The sequence below is a fragment of the Marinospirillum alkaliphilum DSM 21637 genome, assembly GCF_900119735.1.
In the GTDB taxonomy this organism is placed as follows: domain Bacteria; phylum Pseudomonadota; class Gammaproteobacteria; order Pseudomonadales; family Halomonadaceae; genus Marinospirillum; species Marinospirillum alkaliphilum.
This window is the reverse complement of sequence record NZ_FPJW01000006.1, coordinates 74,771-91,229: the sequence shown is the minus strand read 5'-3', so window position 1 is coordinate 91,229 and position 16,459 is coordinate 74,771. Positions and strand designations below refer to the sequence as shown.

Sequence of the window (16,459 nt, the reverse complement as noted above, 5' to 3'; positions counted from 1 at the left end):
CATGACCCGAACCACCGCCTGCCGCCTGAGGTTTCACCTACTGCTGATGTGCCTTCTGGCAACCCTGCTGTTACTGATTGGCTGCAGCAGTTCCAGCAGCAAAAAAGCACCTGCTGCACCTGCTGCAGGTGATCCACCCATCTCTCGCCAGGCCGTTCTGATTGAGTCCTATTCCGCATCCGAAGTGCTGGTCCGTGCCACGGGGCTGGGCCATTCAATGAGTGAGGCCCGTCAGGATGCCCGCAAGGCAGCCCTGTGGTTTGTATTAATGGGTGGCAATACACCGTTACTGAATGATCAGACACAGCGCCAGGCCTTTGCCCGCCATGAGCAGCACTTCTACAGCCGCGTGATGGACTACATCACCCATGAAGGTGAAATTCTCAGTCGTCGTACAGATGGCAAACAGGATCGCATTGAAAGGGCTTTCCGTATCAATCTGGACACCCTGCGCAACGATCTGATTGCTCGCAATATCATCAGCAGCACCAGCAGCCTTGCGGCTCAGGTCAGCAATCCACAGATTTCAGTGATTACCGCCGACCGTTCAACCCATTCCATACAAGCAGCCACTGTGTTTTCTGAATACCTGCAACGCCGTGGCTTCCGCGTGGTGGTGACCGATGCCTCCGAGCGCATCAACCAGGTGGTGCAACAGGCCACCGCACTGAGCGGCACTCTGGATCCAACCTATCTGCTGGCATTACAGACCGGTAGTGACATTTACATCGCCATCACCGCCGAAACCGCCAGCCGCACCCTGGCTGGCAACACCCTGTCACAGGCAACAGTCACTGCCACCGCTTATTACACCGCCACAGGCAACCAGCTAGGTGCCGCCACCGGCTATTCCACCGAACGCGTTGTTTCCGGCAGCGGCGCCATTCTCGGTGAAGCTGCCAATGACTCAGCGGACAAGCTGTTAAACCAGTTAACCGCTTCCTGGCAACGTGAATCAGCTCAGGGTCGCAGTTACAAGGTGGTGGCATCCGCTGAACCTGGTGTTGGTGACATCAGCCGCCCAATCCACCAGCTTTTCAGTCAGGTCTGCAGCCAGGCCAGACGTAACGCTGCCGGCAGCAGCAGCTTTGATTACATTCTGACCTGTGAAAGCCGCGATGTGATGGATCTGCTGTTTAAACTGGAGGATCACTGGCGCGGGCCAGGTCGAATTTTCCGTGTGATGGACAGTGGCGCCTTTCTGGTCATTCGCATTGGTTTCACTGATTCTGACGACATCATCATCGAATAAGGAACAAGTGTCATGAGGCCTCTACTGACCACACTGCTCACAGCACTGCTACTGGCTTGTCTTCCACTACAGCTGCATGCTCAGCAACTGAGCGCCGAAGGTTACGGCCAGAGCATCACCGAAGCCAGAGAGAGCGCATTGCAAGAGCTGTCGCAGATGGTGATTGCTGCGGTGGCCTCTGATATGGAAAGCATTACCCGCCTGGATGGCGGCGAAGTGACCGATACCATCGAAAATCGCCTGCGCATTCAATCCAGCAGCTATTTTCAAGGCGTGAGTTATTCCGAACCTCAGCGCGTGGATGGCAGCTATCGTGTCAGAGCCACTTTAAGCACGGATGCCGCTCGAAGAACCGCTGAACATCTGCTACGTGAAATCCGTGTTGATCTGAACACCCTCAGTCGCCACGAACTGCTATCCCTGCAGGACCAAGCGGTATTCCTGATGGCATTTGCTGCTTATGTGCCTGAAAGTACCACCCTGAGCCGCAACAGCTTGATCAACGAAGCAGGCAGCATCCGTCAGAACATTTTTCGTTACCTGAACTTTGCTCGTATCACCTTTGAGCTGGAACCGCGCACAGCAGTGGTTCGCCTCGGTGATGAACAACTGCAATCAGGTGAAATGCGACTGGTGGCACCTGGCAACTACCAATACCAGGTCACCGCAGCGGATCACCATACCTTGAGAAATCAGTTGTTCCTGTCTGCCGGTGAGCAGCGCCGCATCAATCTGGCTCTGGTTCCCCTGCGCACTGGCAGCGTTGCATTGCAACTGATCAACTCCAGCGATCAAGCCCTGCTGGATGAAGCGCGCAGGGTGTTTGGCAGCTATAACATCCAGTATGCCACGACCTCTCCCCAGGTCATTCGGTTGGAAGTACAACAACAGCTGGTCACCGAAATATCCGGCATCAAGGTTTACAACCTGCGCATGGTCGCTGAAGCCCGCAAGGGCAATGATGTGGTGCTGGTCCGTCGAGCCTCACAGAATAATGTGGTGGAGGCTCAGGTGGACAGCCGCCTGCGTGCCATTACCCGAGCCTTGGTGCAAGCCATTCTGAGTTCACCGGAAGCTGAAAACCTCTGGTAACTCCTTTTCTTCAGCTCCAACTCAAATACTTAGGTTCAAGTTTCATTCATCTGGTCAGAGCGCATCTCTGGCCTTTAACTTGCATAATCCGTTTCATCCCTGTCGCCCTGTGTTAAAATATAATTCAAATCCTACTTAACACTTAGCAAAAGCAACTCTCAGGGTATAAATACCAGGATGGGCGACAAGCCAAATTATCAAAAAATTCCGGTTCATCAGCTCGTACCGGGCATGTGGATCTGCAGACTGGATCAAGATGCCCCCGACAGTGCATTTGAAAGCCAGAGCTTTTATTTCACCAGCGAAGCGGCCTTACTGCTACTCTGCCCTGACTGCAAATACGTCTATATTGATGTCAATCGCTCGCTGCAGGCTCCTTCGGAGCGACAAGATGGTACACAGGAAGCTCGTAAACTCTATCTGAATCTACGCACTCAGATGGATCGGGTGATGGGTGATATCCGCCTGGGTAACGCACTGCAGCACAAGCGCATGCGTAACGTACTGGAAGACCTGATGGAAGCTGTGCTGCATGACAGCAAAAGTATGGTGTATCTGGCCATGCTTCGTAACCATCAGGACGAGCTGGTATCCAAGGCGGTCAGTGTTGCAGTGCTCAGTCTGGTTTTTGCCAAACACATCGGCCTGAGACAGGATCAATTATTGCCCCTGGGTATGGGTGCCCTGCTGCACCCTGTTGGTTTGCTGCAGGTTCCGAATGAGATACTGACCAAAACCGATCCTCTGACAGAAACAGAAAAAGAGCTGATTCGCCAGTACCCCCGACGGGGACATGATTACTTGCTGGCTCAGGGTGGATTTGATGATGAAACCCTCGATGTGGTCCTCCATCATCAGGAGCGGCTGAATGGTGAGGGTTATCCAGATCGCCTGAAAGGCAGGGACATCAGCTTTCTGGCACGTATGGTTGCGATCACTAGCGTGTATGAGGCATTAACACGTGATCGCTCTTATCGACAGGCCCTGTCGCCCACCAAGGCACTCAGCCAGCTGTATCGCTGGCGTTTTCATGACTTTGATTCAAGGCTGGTGGAGAAATTCATCCAGAGCCTGGGAGTCTATCCGCCCGGCTGCCTGGTTGAACTGAGCAATGGCGCTCTGGCGGTAGTACATGCCACGCATACTGAACAGCGTACACAACCACAGGTACTACTGCTGACCTGCCCTGAGCTGAAACCCCTGGAGCAACAAGAGCTGGTGGATTTGGCTCAGACACCACGACTGGACATTCGTAAAGCGCTGGATCCTAGTGATCCGCGCCTCGAGAAGTTACTGAAGAGCGTGATGTCCGGCCATCCAGGCTTTCCAATCTGATCAGCGATCCGGCTGGGCGTTAAACTGCTGGCCGGTCACGCCCTTGCTGTCAGCACCCATCAGGTACAGATAGGTTCCCATAATGTCTTCGGGAGCACGCAGGGTTGCGGGGTTTTCAGCAGGATAAGCGTTGGAACGCATCTGAGTGCGGGTAGCACCTGGGTTCAGGGTATTCACACGAATAGCACTGGTATTTTCCAACTCCTGAGACAGCACCTGGGCAAAATTCTCTGTAGCTGCCTTGGATGCAGCATAAGCCCCCCAGAAGGCCCGCCCCTGACGCCCAACACCAGAGGATGTAAAGATCACTGAGGCGTCTGCAGACTGATCCAGCAATGACAAGACAGCCTGCTGCAGCATCACTGGACCATTAAAGTTGATCTGCATGACCTGCTGCCACAATTCCGGGTTGTATGATTGTACCGGTGTAATACGACCCAGGATACCGGCATTGTGCAGCACACCATCCAGGCGTCCGAAAGCTTCATACAACTTATCAGCCATGGTCATGTAATCTGGCCAGGCTGCACCTTCCAGATTTAACGGGTAAATAGCCGGTTCAGGTGCGCCCAAGGCTTCAATTTCATCATAAACAGCCTCTAGCTTGCTGATGGTACGACCCAGTAATATCACTGTTGCGCCATGAGCCGCGTAGGTTCTTGCAGCCACGCGACCGATACCATCACCGGCACCCGTCACAAGGATGACACGGCCAGCCAGTAGATCGACCGGGGCTTGATAATCAAATTGACATAACATGGTTTGAATCCGGCAGAGGTTGAATCAACTATCAGCGTTGCAGATAAGCACGAGCCAGATCGGCAGCGGGTTCACGGGGGTGGTCACGAACAATGGCTTCCATGGTTTCGCGCGCCTTGCGCTCATCACCATAACGGGCATAAATCAGGCCCAACTTGTATTTTGAGTCAGCAATTTTGAAACTGTCTGGATAACGGCGCACCACCGCATCAAACATCTTCTCGGCATCCTGGGTGCGATTCTGAGCCATGTAGATCTCGCCGATCCAATAATAGGCATTACCCACCAGACGAGACTCAGGATGCTGGCGGATGAAATTCTGGAAAGCGGTTACTGCTTCATCAAAGCGGCGGGCAGGAACCAGCTCATAAGCTCGTGCATAAGCATCACGATCACTGCCAGCATCACCCTGACCCAATACAGCAGCGGGAGGCTGAGAGGCTGGAGCAGGATTATTGGTTGTAGCAGGTTGGGCAGGTGTACGAGGTGTTGCAGGTTGTGCAGCAGGCCGTGCTTGTTCCAATTGGTTCAGGCGGCGAGAATGTTCCTGAGCACGCTCATCCAGGTCCACATAACGATTACGCTGCTCTTCTTGCATACGTGATAATGCACGTTCTTGCTGTTCAACACGATTACGCAGGGTTGCCAACTCCTGTTGCAACTGCTCCATCTGCATAATCAACTCTGCAGTAATCACAGCGGGGTTACGCGTTTCAGCAAGGCTTGCAGTAGTACCAAAGAAAAACAGAAGGCCTGTCAACAGCACCAAAAGAAAACGGGGGGCTACTGGAGCCCCCTCAGTTTCTCTGACCTGGCAAGAAAGTTTCTTGTCCTTCACGTCAGATTACCCCGGTTATCAACGGTATACGAAGACAACGCGACGGTTCTGGGCATGGTCTTCACGGCTCTGGGCGGCACGTACTGCGGGACGCTCTTCACCATAGCTGACCACTTCCATCTGGCTGCTGGATACACCCTGCAGAGACAGGTAGCGCTGTACGGAGTTACCGCGACGCTCACCCAGGGCCATGTTGTACTCACGAGTACCGCGCTCGTCAGTGTGGCCTTCCAACACTACGCGTGCACGTGGGTTAGCCATCAGGTAAGCAGCGTGCAGGTTCAGAACATCATAGAACTCGCTGCGAATGTTGGACTTGTCAAAATCAAAATAGATGACACGAACATTTGGCAGGGTAGCATCACCAATGGCACGAGCTGCTGCATCAGATGCACCGTCAATGCCTTCGGACAGGGCTGCATCTGCACGCTCAATTTCAGACTGAGAAACAATATCTTCGCTCACGTCATCCATGGTTGCGCCACCACAACCGGCAACCAGTGCAAAAAAGGCTGCCAGTGCAAATGCCTTGCTGTATTTCATCAGATCCATAAGTCTTCTCCCGTTACCATTTGAGATAGTTCTTTTTTAAATACCCTCTGCATTTCCTGCTTCAGGCGTTACTTTTAACCAGGCAGTTAAAAATTCGTTCAGTTCAGAAAAGGTGACCAGGCTGGTTCCCGAACATCGCCCCTTTCCGCTGGAAGTTCATATTGTATCCTTCCATCGGTTGAAACAACACCCAGAACACCCCGGGTACCTCTCATTAACGCATAAATGACCATTGATCCATTGGGGGCCACACTCGGCGACTCATCCAAAGGTGAGGTGGTCAGTGTACGCAACCGTCCTGACTGCATATTAAGCGCTGCAATACTGAATAGTCCACCTCCTGCATCCCTGTGAACCATAAAAATTTCTTTACCATCCGGCGAGTAGCGGGCACGGGCATTGTAATTGCCCTCAAAGCTGATCCGCTCCTCATTACCGTTACTCAGATCGATTCGATAGATCTGTGGCCCACCACTGCGACTTGAAGTAAAAATAAGGCTTTTACCATCCGGCGACCATGAAGGTTCCGTATCTATCGCGTAATGATGCGTGACCCTTGTAAGGCGCCGGTTATCAAGATGGTAAATATAAATTTCCGGACTGCCATCCCGCGATAGGGTCATGGCAATACGCTTACCATCCGGTGACCAGGCAGGCGAACCATTTAGTCCGCGAAAATTGGTCAGTTGGTAACGCTGCCCGGTAGCCACTTCCTGCACAAAAATCGCTGGTCTGCCGCGTTCAAAAGACACATAAGCCAGTTGCTTGCCATCTGGCGACCAGTCCGGTGAAAGGATCGGCTCGCGGGAAGTCAAAATAGTTCTGGAACGCTGGCCATCCGCATCTGCGACATGCAGGCGATAGGTGTAACTGGCATTACCCGTTTGTTCTGCTGTCACATAAGCAATGCGGGTTGAGAAAATTCCTCTTTGCCCAGTCAGTTTTTCATACACCCGATCACTGACAAAATGCGACCTTGAACGCAATTCCTGTATTCTGCCGGAAACCGTTTCACCCAGCATCCGTTCCTGATTGATGACATCAAACAGCTCATAACGGATTTCAATACGATCCCCGCCCTGCGATTCAATGCTGCCCACCAGCAGGTAATTCACCTGCAATAGCCGCCAGTCACGATAGACCACCTCTGATGCACGAGTGGGCAGGCTGATCAGGTCCTCACGGGGAACCGCACGAAACAGGCCGGTTCGCTCAAGGTTGTCACTGACTATTCGAGCGATATCTTCTGGCAGACCACCCGTGCCCTTCCAGGCAAAAGGTACTATGGCCACCGGTGTGGTTTGATCACTGCCTTTGGTGATCCGGATGGTGAGATTGGCCTGTACCAGTGAACTCCAAAGCAGCAGGCTGACCAGTAGCAACAGCAGGGGAAATGTACGACGAACAGCAATCACAGTGCTAAATCCTCGGGTGTAAAAATCAGATCAATAACTCTGAACCTGTCTCGTTGCCTTGGTTCCAACCGCAACAGTGGAAAAGGTGCTGCTCGCTCCACCGCTTGCACCGCTGAACGATCAAAAGCAGCATTACCACTGGCCCGGGTAATCTGAATGTCGTTCAACTCACCAGTCCCCAGCAAGCGGATTCGAATGCGTGTTTCCAGCTCTGGAGTAACACCCGGCGGGCGGGTCCAGTAGCGTGAAATCATGTCAAAAATAATGCCTTCCATATTGGCAATGGCTTCTGCATCCCGGGCTGCCTGAGCAGCCCGCGCCTCTTCCCTTGCACGCTCCGATTCAGCACGTATGCGTGCTTCTTCGGCGCGCACTGCTTCCGCTTCCTGCCGACGCTGCTCTTCAACCCTTCGACGAATAGCCTCTTCTTCCGCCCGCTGACGCTCTGCTGCAGTACGAGCCCGCTGCTCTTCCTCACGCTGACGTTGCAACTGCAACTGGCGCTGCCGCTCGGCTTCAGCCTGCTGTTGTTCCTGACGCTGACGCTCAGCTTGTTGACGTTGGCGTTCCGCCTCCTGTCGCTGGCGCTCTGCCTCAGCCTGACGCCGAGCCTCTTCTTCACGCTGGCGCTGAGCTGCGGCCTGACGCTCAGCTTCCTGCTGACGCCTTCTAGCCTCCGCTTCACGCTGACGCTGGGCTGCAGCCTGACGCTGACGCTCAGCCTCTGCAGCAGCACGCCGGGCCACTGCCGGATCATCCTGCACAATCTGTGCACGAATGATTTCGGGTGGGCGCTCCACACTGCGCTCACGGGTGATGCTGCCCTGCCAGAACAACAGCAAAAAGACCACTAGGTGAATGATCAGTGTCAGAATAACCGACAGCGGCAGGTTGGTTGCTCTCACCGACTACCCCTAGCGGTTTTCCGGTGGTCTGGAAATCAGACCCACCTGAGTGACACCGGCACCTTGCAGCGCACTCATCAACACCACCACCTCACCATAGGCCACTCGGCGATCGCCCCGAACCAATACCGGCAGATCCGGGTTCTGGCGTTTCAACTGCGCCACACGGGTGATCACTGTATCCAGATCCAGCGGCTCTCGTGAATCAGCACCCAGTTCCATGTAATAACGGCCATCCGCATCCAGTGAAACCACCAGCGGCTCACGATCCTGCTCAACCTTGATGGGTTCAGAGGTGACTTCCGGCAACTCAACATCCACGCCCTGGGTCAGGATCGGTGCAGTGACCATGAAAATGACCAGCAACACCAGCATCACGTCAATGTATGGCAAGACGTTGACTTCAGAAATGGGTGGTTTGGGATGGCTGCGGCGAAACCTTTGTTTTGGCATGACCTGGCCTCAATCCACTTTCTTGGCAATCAGGCTACGATGCAGGATGCCGGAAAACTCATCGGCAAAGTTTTCATAGTGGTTCAGCAGGCTTTCGCTGGAAGCCACATAACGGTTGTAGGCAATCACCGCAGGAATCGCCACAAACAGACCCATGGCAGTAGTCATCAAAGCCTCCGCCATACCAGGTGCCACGACGGCAAAGGTGGCCTGCTGCACACCGGCCAGGCTTTTGAAAGCTTCCATGATGCCCCATACGGTACCGAACAGGCCAATGTGTGGGCTGACCGAACCGATGGTGGCCAGCAACGGCAGGCTGGAGTGCAGGCGGTCCTGCTCTTCGGCAATGGCAATGCGCATGGAGCGCTCAACACCTTCCAGAATTGGCTGGGCATCAGTGGTTTTCTGACGAATGCGATTGAAGGTTTTAAAACCGGAAAAAACAATACGCTCTGCACCGGTCACTTCATGAGGGTCCGTGTTACGGAACAACTCATTCAGTTCGATACCGGACCAGAAACGTTCACGGAACTCTTCATGAGCTTGCTGTGCCTGACGAAACACCTGCCAGCGCTGAAAGATACTCACCCAGGAAATGACCGAACCGGCCAACAGACACAACATCAGAAACTGGATAAAGAAACTGGCTTCAAACACCATTTTCCAGAAGGTAAGCTCTTGCACCGGAACTCCTTGAACGTCTTATCATGATCAAACCACTCGCAAGCCCTGCCCTGCATCCATCAGCTCAGCAAAGGAAGGCGCTGCACCAGTGTGTCAGGCAAACGGCAGGGCCGCAAGCTGTCGCGATCCACACAGGCCACTTCCACCTGCGCCTGACACAATAACAAACCATCTTCTCGCACTACCTGCTGCGCAAACATCAGGCGAGCACCCCGGCGCTCTTTTAACGCCACCTGCACCTGCAACAGGTCATCCAGACGTGCTGGCGCTTCGTAACGGACTTCCGTGCCCCGCACCACAAACAGCACCGGTAACAGCGACTGATCAAAGCCCAGTGAACGCAGCCATTCGGTACGACCACGCTCCATGAACTTCAGGTAATTGACGTAATAAACGATACCACCGGCATCGGTATCCTCGTAATACACCCTCACCGGCAAGGTGAACTCACTCATCACATCACCTCTCTACTCATTCCGGCTGTCTAAGACCAAAATGTTGCCATGCAAGTTCCGTAACCTGACGCCCACGTGCAGTACGCATCATAAAACCCTGCTGAATCAGGTAGGGTTCCAGCACTTCCTCAATGGTGTCACGGGCCTCTGAAATGGCTGCTGACAGGCTGTCCACCCCCACCGGTCCACCAGCAAATTTTTCCATCATGGCCAGTAATAAACGGCGATCCATATGATCCAGGCCATGGGTATCCACATTCAGCAGGTTCAGCGCCATATCCGCCAGCTCACGGGTAATGCAACCATCGGATTTCACTTCAGCAAAGTCTCGCACCCGACGCAGCAGGCGATTGGCAATGCGGGGAGTGCCGCGTGAACGCCGGGCAATTTCTTCAGCACCACCCGGCTCCATCGGAATATCCAACAACCCGGCAGAACGGGATACGATCCAGGTCAGATCAGCAATGGAATAAAACTCCAGGCGCTGCACAATACCAAAACGATCCCGCAGCGGTGCAGTCAACATCCCGGCGCGGGTGGTGGCACCCACCAGGGTGAAGGGTGGCAGATCCAGTTTGATGGACCGCGCCGCCGGGCCTTCACCAATCATGATGTCCAGTTGGTAATCTTCCATGGCGGGATAAAGCACTTCTTCCACGGCAGGGTTCAGGCGATGGATTTCATCAATGAACAACACATCACCTTCATCCAGATTGGTCAGCATGGCTGCCAGATCACCGGCTTTCTCCAGTACCGGGCCGGAGGTGCTTTTGATCGAAACGCCCATCTCACTGGCAATGATATTGGCCAGCGTGGTTTTACCCAGTCCAGGTGGACCAAAAATCAATGTATGATCCAGTGCTTCCTTACGGCCGCGAGCAGCCTCGATGAAAATCTCCATCTGCTCACGAACCTGCGGCTGCCCTCGGTAATCAGCCAGACGCTTGGGACGGATGGCATGATCCTGGCTGGAGTCCTGTGACTGCTCACTGGCGGCGATTAACCGGTCATTTTCGATCACTGCACACTTCCTGTTTAACGGAGAGTTTTACCTTTTTAACTGAGCGCTTTACCTTGCCAACCCCTTGAGTGCAGCACGAATCAGCCCCTGGGTATCCAGATCCGTGGACTCCACCGCACTGATTGCACGGGTTGCCTCCACCGGCTTGTAACCCAGTGCCACCAACGCGGCTTCAGCTTCGGCTCGTGGATCAGCATCCGGCAGTAATGCACCAGTGGGCAACTCCAGACGTGCCATCTGTTGCGGCTGCCAGCTTTTCAGGCGATCTTTCAGATCCACCAGCAGGCGCTCAGCGGTTTTTTTGCCAATGCCGGGAATCCGCGTCAAGGCCTGCAAGTCTTCATGCTGAATCGCCCGCAACAACTGGCGACTGTCCATCGCCGACATGATCGCCAACCCCACCTTGGGACCGATGCCACTGACCTTGATCAGCTCGCGGAACAACTGACGATCTTCCAGGCGCGTAAAACCATACAACAGATTGGCATCCTCACGGATCACCTGATGAATCCACAGTGTCACCGGTGCATCCAGAACTGGCAATCCGGCAAACACCGACAGCGGCAAATCCACTTCATAACCCACTCCCTGCACATCAACTATCACCCAGGAGGGTTGTTTTTCTGCCACCTTGCCTTGTAAACGTCCAATCATGACTTATCCTTTTTATTCTGCTGGTCTTCAATGGCAAGAAACACCGGCAGATGCAACCCCCAGCGAATCGCTGCCAGGCGCAGACCCAGCACCACCGCCATGGACACCAGGGTGTTGAAGGTTTCCCAGCTGGAGGGTAAAAACCAGTTGAGATTCACATACACAAAAGCACCCGCCATCACTGCCGTGGCATAAATTTCCTTTTCAAAAATCATTGGTTTCACGGCGGTCAATACATCCCGCACAATACCACCAAACACACCCGTCATAACCCCTGTGACCACGGCAATCAGCGGTGGATGCCCCAGGTTGAGCGCCACATTGGCGCCTATGATGGTGAACACCGACAGCCCGATGGCATCCGCCACCTGCAGAGCCATGTGCGGAAAGCGGATCTTGCGGGCCAAGGCAAACACCACCACCGAGGTGGTCACGGTAATCCAGATGTAGAGGTTGTCCTGCACCCAGAACACCGGCAAGCGGCCCAGAATCAGATCACGCAGGGTACCGCCACCTATGGCCGTGACCGTGCCAACCACAATGACACCAAACAAATCCAGGCGCCGCTCAGCTGCAGCCAGCACACCGGCCATGGCAAACACCACGGTACCGAACAGGTCCAGGGTCAGAATAAACAGGGGTAAGTCAAAATGCATGATCAGGAGCGCCGGGAAAGGGTTTTGGGATCAAAATTGCGCCAACTGCTGCCACGTTTGCGACTTAATTGGCCGGAAAGTGCCAGCAAGCCACTGGCGGTATAGGCATGACACAAGGCAATCGCCAATGCATCCGCGGCATCAGCCTGGGGGGTGGCTGAAAGCTTCAACAAGGACTTCACCATGTGCTGCACCTGGATCTTGTCAGCACTGCCAGTGCCGGTCACAGCCAGCTTCACTTCCTTGGCTGAATATTCACTCAGTTGCAATCCATGGTTGGCCACACAAACCACGGCGGTGCCACGCGCCTGACCCAGTTTGAGCGCTGAATCAGCATTTTTAGCCATGAACACCTGTTCAATGGCCACCTGATCAGGTCGATGCTGACCAATCAACTCCGCCAGACCGGCATAAATCTGCGCCAGTTTCTGAGGCAAATCATCGGCCTGTACCCGGATGCAACCACTCGCGTGGTAACTCATCTGACCCGCTTCTGCATGAATCAGGCCGTAACCGGTGATCCGTGAGCCTGGGTCTATCCCCAGAATCAGTGGCATTTCAGCCTCCGTCGCCACACCAGCGGGCTGTTTCCGTTACTGGAAGCAACCCGCTGAAAGGCATCAGTCTTCTGCCTGAGCCTTAACCCGCAGACGCAGGTTCAGCTCTTTTAACTGCGCCTGACTGACTTCGCCGGGCGCATCGGTCATCACACAGGCAGCCGACTGGGTTTTCGGGAAGGCAATCACTTCACGAATGGATTTGGCACCGGTCATCAGCATCATCAGACGATCCAGACCAAAAGCCAGACCACCATGAGGTGGCGCGCCAAACTTCAGAGCATCCAGCAGGAAGCCGAACTTCTCACGCTGCTCTTCAGCACTGATGCCCAGTACACGGAACACCGCTTGCTGCATGGCCTGATTGTGAATACGAATGGAACCACCACCCAACTCAGTACCATTCAGCACCATGTCATAAGCACGGGACAATTTATCGGCCGGGCTGGCCTCCAGCTCGTCCGGGGTGCATTTGGGCGAGGTGAAGGGGTGATGCAGGGCGCTCAGGCTGCCATCGCTGTTTTCTTCAAACATCGGGAAGTCCACCACCCACAGGGGTGCCCATTCACAGGTGTAGAGATTGAGGTCTTCACCCAGTTTGCAGCGCAGTGCACCCAGGGCTTCATTAACAATTTTGGCCTTGTCAGCACCAAAGAAGATGATATCGCCATCTTCAGCACCCACACGATCCAGCAGTTGATCAATGATGCCTTCCATGAACTTGACGATCGGTGATTGCAGACCATCCAGACCATCCGCACGCTTGTTGATCTTGATCCAGGCCAGACCACGGGCACCATAGATGCCGACAAACTTGGTGTAGTCATCAATCTGCTTACGAGACAACTCCGCACCACCCTTGACTTTCAGGGCAGCAACACGGCCTTTGGGATCTGTGGCCGGACCAGAGAAGACTTTAAAGTCCACATTGGCCATCAGATCACCCACATCCACCAACTCCAGCGGAATGCGCAGATCCGGCTTGTCAGAACCATAACGGTTCATGGCTTCGGAATAAGGCATGTGCGGGAAAACTCCCAGATCCACACCCAGGGATTCCTGAAACACCTTGCGAATCATGCCTTCAGCAGCGCCCATGATGTCAGCTTCTTCAACAAAAGAAGCTTCCATATCAATCTGGGTGAATTCCGGCTGGCGATCGGCACGCAGGTCTTCGTCACGGAAACACTTGGCGATCTGGTAATAACGATCAAAACCGGCCACCATCAACAGCTGTTTGAACAGCTGTGGGGACTGTGGCAGGGCAAAAAAGTGGCCTTCGTGGGTACGGCTGGGCACCAGGTAATCGCGTGCACCTTCCGGCGTGGCGCGGGTCAGAATCGGGGTTTCAATATCCAGAAAACCTTGCTCTTCCAAGCAGTTGCGAATCTGGTGCGTCACACGTGAACGAAAACGCAGTTTTTCTGCCATTTCCGGGCGACGCAGATCCACATAACGGTATTTCAGGCGGACTTCCTCACCCACCTTGCCGAATTCATCCAGCATGAAGGGTGGGGTTTCAGAGGTATTCAGTACTTCAACATCCTTGGCCAGTACTTCGATCTCGCCAGTGGACATATTGGCATTCACCGTACCTTCCGGGCGACGACGCACCAGGCCACGGATTTTTAATACGTATTCACTGCGCGAACGGTCAGCACGGGCAAAAGCTTCTTCCGTATCCGGGTCCACCACCACCTGAGCGATGCCATTACGATCTCGCAGATCAAGAAAAATGACGCCCCCGTGATCGCGACGGCGGTGAACCCAGCCGCACAATACGACTTCCTGATCCAGGTGACTTGTGTTCAAGTCGCCACAGTAATGGCTACGCATAAATATTTCCCGTTAACGTGTTGTATTCAATGAAAAGGCAGGGACTTGCCCTGCCAGGTAAAAAGTCTGTATCGCTCAGGCACACGAGCCAGTTGCACCGGACGGACAGGATGCACAAGCAGCGGCACCACTCCCTGAACCGCCGGAATCGGCGAGGTTCTTTTTGCCGCCGCTCTTGAAATCGGTTTCATACCAGCCACCACCGGCCAGACGGAATCCAGCAGCCGAAATACGGCGAGTCAAAGCCGACTCATTACAGGCCGGGCAATCTTTGGGTGGTGTATCACTCATCTTGTGCATCACTTCCAGCTCGTGGCCACAGGATTGACACTGATATTCATAAATGGGCATGGCGTTTGCCTCTGGGTTCAACAATCGTCAAAATCGGTCATTTTGTTCAGGGTTCGGATACACATCCGGCCCCGAAACCTAAATAAGGGATTTTTGTTTAATTTCAAGAGGCGGCATTATAGCCTAGACAGGCGTCAGAACGCCAAGCACTCAATGGAACCCAGGAGCTGTATCCATGACTTTTGAACTTCACCCTCGCCTTGCTGCTGACAGCCTGCACCTGGGCGACCTGCCGCTGTGTCAATTACGCCTGATGAATGACCAACGCTTTTACTGGCTGTTACTCATTCCCAGACTGGCTGACGCCATTGAGGTTACTGACCTGAATGAACAGCAATATGTACAGATGTGGCAAGAAGTACGGCAACTGGCTGAGGTCATCAAACCGCTCACCAGTGCGGACAAGCTGAATGTTGCCACCCTGGGCAATATGGTGCCGCAACTCCACCTGCACCTGATCGCCCGCTTCAAAAGTGATGCTGCCTGGCCCGGTCCAATCTGGGGTGTTGGCAGCGCTGAGCACTACACGGACGCCGACATCAGCCAGTTGAAAAGTGCCTTGCAACAAGCTTGTGATCACCTGCCTATTCACTGGGTCTGAATACTGGTCTCTAAGCTCTGATCACTGCGCCTGAACCTTGGTCACTGAGCCTGAGCCTTGCTTACCGAACCTGGGTGCTCGGTAGCAAACGGCTATCGGCTCAGGTTTTTACTTCCACCTGAGCCGCATCACTAACCAAGCGCTGCCACAAACGCTCCACCGGCGGCTTGTGTACCAGGGTACAACGGTACAGGCGAATCTCTAACGGAATCACCCAGTGCTCACTGCCACACACCACCAGCTTGCCTTCAGCCAGCTCACGCTCAATACTCAGGCGCGGAATCCAGGCGACACCCTGCCCTTCCAGCGCCATGCCTTTTAAACCTTCCGCCATGGCGGTTTCATACACCGTGCGAAACTGCATGCCAACCGGTTTCTGACGCAGCAGTATTTTCAGTGAGCGCTCAAGAAATGCCCCCTGGGTATAAGCCAGTAACGGAATCACCTGTTCATCAGAAGCATCCAGATCAAACAATGCCTGCCCTTGCTCATCCACACTGCACACCGGCAGCATTTCTGTGGCCCCCATACGCAAGGAAGGAAAATGCTCCTGATCCAACTGCAGGGAACCATGCGGGTCATGGTAGGCCAGCATCAGGTCACAACGCCCTTCACGCAGCGCGTGCATAGCCTCACCGACATTCATGGCCGTCATGCGTGAACCCACTTCACCCACCACAGCCTGCAGACGCTTCAACCAGCGCGGAAAGAAGTTAAACGCCAGCGAATGCGCCACGGTGAATTCCAGCAACTGTCCCGCTGCGGCATCCAGACCGCGTAGATGCCGCAAGGCCTCACCCAACTGCTCAACAACATTGCGTGCAGTGATCAGAAACAACTGCCCATCGGCCGTCAACTCCAACGGTGACTTACTGCGATCCACCAAAGTTGAACCCACAGCACGCTCCAGTGACTGAATTCTGCGACTGAAAGCCGGCTGGGTGACAAAACGCCGCTTTGCCGCCTGGGAAAAACTGCGCGTGGCTGCCAGCGCCACAAAATCCTCCAGCCATTTTACTTCAAGGTTCACTCTGCCCTTCCTT

Annotated in this window: 19 protein-coding genes; 4 read left to right on the top strand and 15 right to left on the bottom strand. The window is 54.1% G+C overall.

The window, feature by feature from the left end:
• Position 1 precedes the first annotated feature (1 nt).
• The 3 genes from BT114_RS09270 to BT114_RS09260 all read left to right on the top strand — a co-directional run bounded on the left by BT114_RS09270 (position 2) and on the right by BT114_RS09260 (position 3,679).
• Entirely contained in the window at positions 2 to 1,252 is a 1,251-nt protein-coding gene (locus BT114_RS09270; RefSeq protein WP_072326179.1) for a DUF6175 family protein, read from the top strand.
• Between the two features lie 12 nt (positions 1,253 to 1,264).
• The gene (locus BT114_RS09265; protein WP_072326178.1) at positions 1,265 to 2,344 is read left to right on the top strand and encodes a hypothetical protein; all 1,080 of its coding nucleotides are present in this window, start codon (positions 1,265 to 1,267) and stop codon (positions 2,342 to 2,344) included.
• A 177-nt stretch (positions 2,345 to 2,521) separates the two neighbouring features.
• Entirely contained in the window at positions 2,522 to 3,679 is a 1,158-nt protein-coding gene (locus BT114_RS09260; protein ID WP_072326177.1) for a cyclic di-GMP phosphodiesterase, read from the top strand.
• On the opposite strand, the gene BT114_RS09255 is transcribed toward BT114_RS09260, so the two are convergent.
• The 14 genes from BT114_RS09255 to BT114_RS09190 all read right to left on the bottom strand — a co-directional run bounded on the left by BT114_RS09255 (position 3,680) and on the right by BT114_RS09190 (position 14,815).
• On the bottom strand, positions 3,680 to 4,438 hold the full coding sequence (locus tag BT114_RS09255) for a YciK family oxidoreductase (RefSeq protein ID WP_072326176.1): 759 nt from the start codon (positions 4,436 to 4,438) through the stop codon (positions 3,680 to 3,682). It abuts the gene before it with no gap.
• Positions 4,439 to 4,469: 31 nt separating this feature from the next.
• The gene (ybgF, locus tag BT114_RS09250) at positions 4,470 to 5,114 is read right to left on the bottom strand and encodes a tol-pal system protein YbgF (RefSeq protein WP_143142805.1); all 645 of its coding nucleotides are present in this window, start codon (positions 5,112 to 5,114) and stop codon (positions 4,470 to 4,472) included.
• A 180-nt stretch (positions 5,115 to 5,294) separates the two neighbouring features.
• Positions 5,295 to 5,828, bottom strand: a complete 534-nt coding sequence (gene pal / locus BT114_RS09245) for a peptidoglycan-associated lipoprotein Pal (RefSeq protein WP_072326174.1) — start codon at positions 5,826 to 5,828, stop codon at positions 5,295 to 5,297.
• Between the two features lie 98 nt (positions 5,829 to 5,926).
• Positions 5,927 to 7,243, bottom strand: coding sequence for a Tol-Pal system beta propeller repeat protein TolB (gene tolB, locus BT114_RS09240; protein WP_245770417.1), 1,317 nt, complete (start codon positions 7,241 to 7,243; stop codon positions 5,927 to 5,929).
• Entirely contained in the window at positions 7,240 to 8,148 is a 909-nt protein-coding gene (gene tolA / locus BT114_RS09235; RefSeq protein ID WP_072326173.1) for a cell envelope integrity protein TolA, read from the bottom strand. Before tolA ends, tolB begins: the two co-directional genes overlap by 4 nt.
• Before the next feature lie 9 nt (positions 8,149 to 8,157).
• Entirely contained in the window at positions 8,158 to 8,601 is a 444-nt protein-coding gene (gene tolR / locus BT114_RS09230; RefSeq protein WP_072326172.1) for a protein TolR, read from the bottom strand.
• Positions 8,602 to 8,610: 9 nt separating this feature from the next.
• Positions 8,611 to 9,285 (bottom strand): protein TolQ, encoded by a 675-nt coding sequence (gene tolQ, locus BT114_RS09225; RefSeq protein WP_245770416.1) that lies wholly within the window; start codon positions 9,283 to 9,285, stop codon positions 8,611 to 8,613.
• A gap of 59 nt (positions 9,286 to 9,344) precedes the next feature.
• A complete protein-coding gene (gene ybgC, locus BT114_RS09220; protein ID WP_072326170.1) occupies positions 9,345 to 9,740 on the bottom strand; it encodes a tol-pal system-associated acyl-CoA thioesterase in 396 nt (131 codons plus the stop codon).
• 16 nt (positions 9,741 to 9,756) lie between these two features.
• Complete coding sequence (ruvB, locus tag BT114_RS09215) at positions 9,757 to 10,761, bottom strand: Holliday junction branch migration DNA helicase RuvB (RefSeq protein WP_072326169.1); 1,005 nt, start codon at positions 10,759 to 10,761, stop codon at positions 9,757 to 9,759.
• A gap of 48 nt (positions 10,762 to 10,809) precedes the next feature.
• Complete coding sequence (ruvA, locus tag BT114_RS09210) at positions 10,810 to 11,415, bottom strand: Holliday junction branch migration protein RuvA (protein ID WP_072326168.1); 606 nt, start codon at positions 11,413 to 11,415, stop codon at positions 10,810 to 10,812.
• Positions 11,412 to 12,071, bottom strand: coding sequence for a trimeric intracellular cation channel family protein (locus BT114_RS09205; protein ID WP_072326167.1), 660 nt, complete (start codon positions 12,069 to 12,071; stop codon positions 11,412 to 11,414). The genes ruvA and BT114_RS09205 overlap by 4 nt, the downstream gene beginning before the upstream one ends.
• A gap of 2 nt (positions 12,072 to 12,073) precedes the next feature.
• On the bottom strand, positions 12,074 to 12,628 hold the full coding sequence (gene ruvC, locus BT114_RS09200) for a crossover junction endodeoxyribonuclease RuvC (RefSeq protein WP_072326166.1): 555 nt from the start codon (positions 12,626 to 12,628) through the stop codon (positions 12,074 to 12,076).
• Positions 12,629 to 12,691: 63 nt separating this feature from the next.
• Positions 12,692 to 14,464 carry an aspartate--tRNA ligase gene (gene aspS, locus BT114_RS09195; RefSeq protein ID WP_072326165.1) on the bottom strand — a complete coding sequence of 591 codons (1,773 nt, stop codon included), beginning with the start codon at positions 14,462 to 14,464 and terminating at the stop codon, positions 12,692 to 12,694.
• Between the two features lie 75 nt (positions 14,465 to 14,539).
• Positions 14,540 to 14,815 (bottom strand): FmdB family zinc ribbon protein, encoded by a 276-nt coding sequence (locus BT114_RS09190; protein ID WP_072326164.1) that lies wholly within the window; start codon positions 14,813 to 14,815, stop codon positions 14,540 to 14,542.
• A 175-nt stretch (positions 14,816 to 14,990) separates the two neighbouring features.
• On the opposite strand from BT114_RS09190, the gene BT114_RS09185 reads away from it, so the two are divergent.
• Complete coding sequence (locus BT114_RS09185; RefSeq protein ID WP_072326163.1) at positions 14,991 to 15,416, top strand: HIT family protein; 426 nt, start codon at positions 14,991 to 14,993, stop codon at positions 15,414 to 15,416.
• Positions 15,417 to 15,516: 100 nt separating this feature from the next.
• Here BT114_RS09185 and BT114_RS09180 read toward each other — a convergent pair whose 3' ends face one another.
• Positions 15,517 to 16,446, bottom strand: a complete 930-nt coding sequence (locus BT114_RS09180; protein WP_072326162.1) for a LysR substrate-binding domain-containing protein — start codon at positions 16,444 to 16,446, stop codon at positions 15,517 to 15,519.
• Positions 16,447 to 16,459: the final 13 nt, after the last annotated feature.

Bases quoted from the DNA above. Each gene is read 5' to 3' on its own strand.
- BT114_RS09260 (WP_072326177.1), top strand. From the start codon at position 2,522: ATGGGCGACAAGCCAAATTATCAAAAAATTCCGGTTCATCAGCTCGTA.
- BT114_RS09255 (WP_072326176.1), bottom strand. From the start codon at position 4,438: ATGTTATGTCAATTTGATTATCAAGCCCCGGTCGATCTACTGGCTGGC.
- pal (WP_072326174.1), bottom strand. From the start codon at position 5,828: ATGGATCTGATGAAATACAGCAAGGCATTTGCACTGGCAGCCTTTTTT.
- BT114_RS09185 (WP_072326163.1), top strand. From the start codon at position 14,991: ATGACTTTTGAACTTCACCCTCGCCTTGCTGCTGACAGCCTGCACCTG.
- tolR (WP_072326172.1), bottom strand. From the start codon at position 8,601: ATGCCAAAACAAAGGTTTCGCCGCAGCCATCCCAAACCACCCATTTCT.
- ruvC (WP_072326166.1), bottom strand. From the start codon at position 12,628: ATGCCACTGATTCTGGGGATAGACCCAGGCTCACGGATCACCGGTTAC.
- ybgF (WP_143142805.1), bottom strand. From the start codon at position 5,114: ATGCAGATGGAGCAGTTGCAACAGGAGTTGGCAACCCTGCGTAATCGT.
- BT114_RS09205 (WP_072326167.1), bottom strand. From the start codon at position 12,071: ATGCATTTTGACTTACCCCTGTTTATTCTGACCCTGGACCTGTTCGGT.
- ruvA (WP_072326168.1), bottom strand. From the start codon at position 11,415: ATGATTGGACGTTTACAAGGCAAGGTGGCAGAAAAACAACCCTCCTGG.
- aspS (WP_072326165.1), bottom strand. From the start codon at position 14,464: ATGCGTAGCCATTACTGTGGCGACTTGAACACAAGTCACCTGGATCAG.
- BT114_RS09190 (WP_072326164.1), bottom strand. From the start codon at position 14,815: ATGCCCATTTATGAATATCAGTGTCAATCCTGTGGCCACGAGCTGGAA.
- BT114_RS09270 (WP_072326179.1), top strand. From the start codon at position 2: ATGACCCGAACCACCGCCTGCCGCCTGAGGTTTCACCTACTGCTGATG.
- ybgC (WP_072326170.1), bottom strand. From the start codon at position 9,740: ATGAGTGAGTTCACCTTGCCGGTGAGGGTGTATTACGAGGATACCGAT.
- BT114_RS09265 (WP_072326178.1), top strand. From the start codon at position 1,265: ATGAGGCCTCTACTGACCACACTGCTCACAGCACTGCTACTGGCTTGT.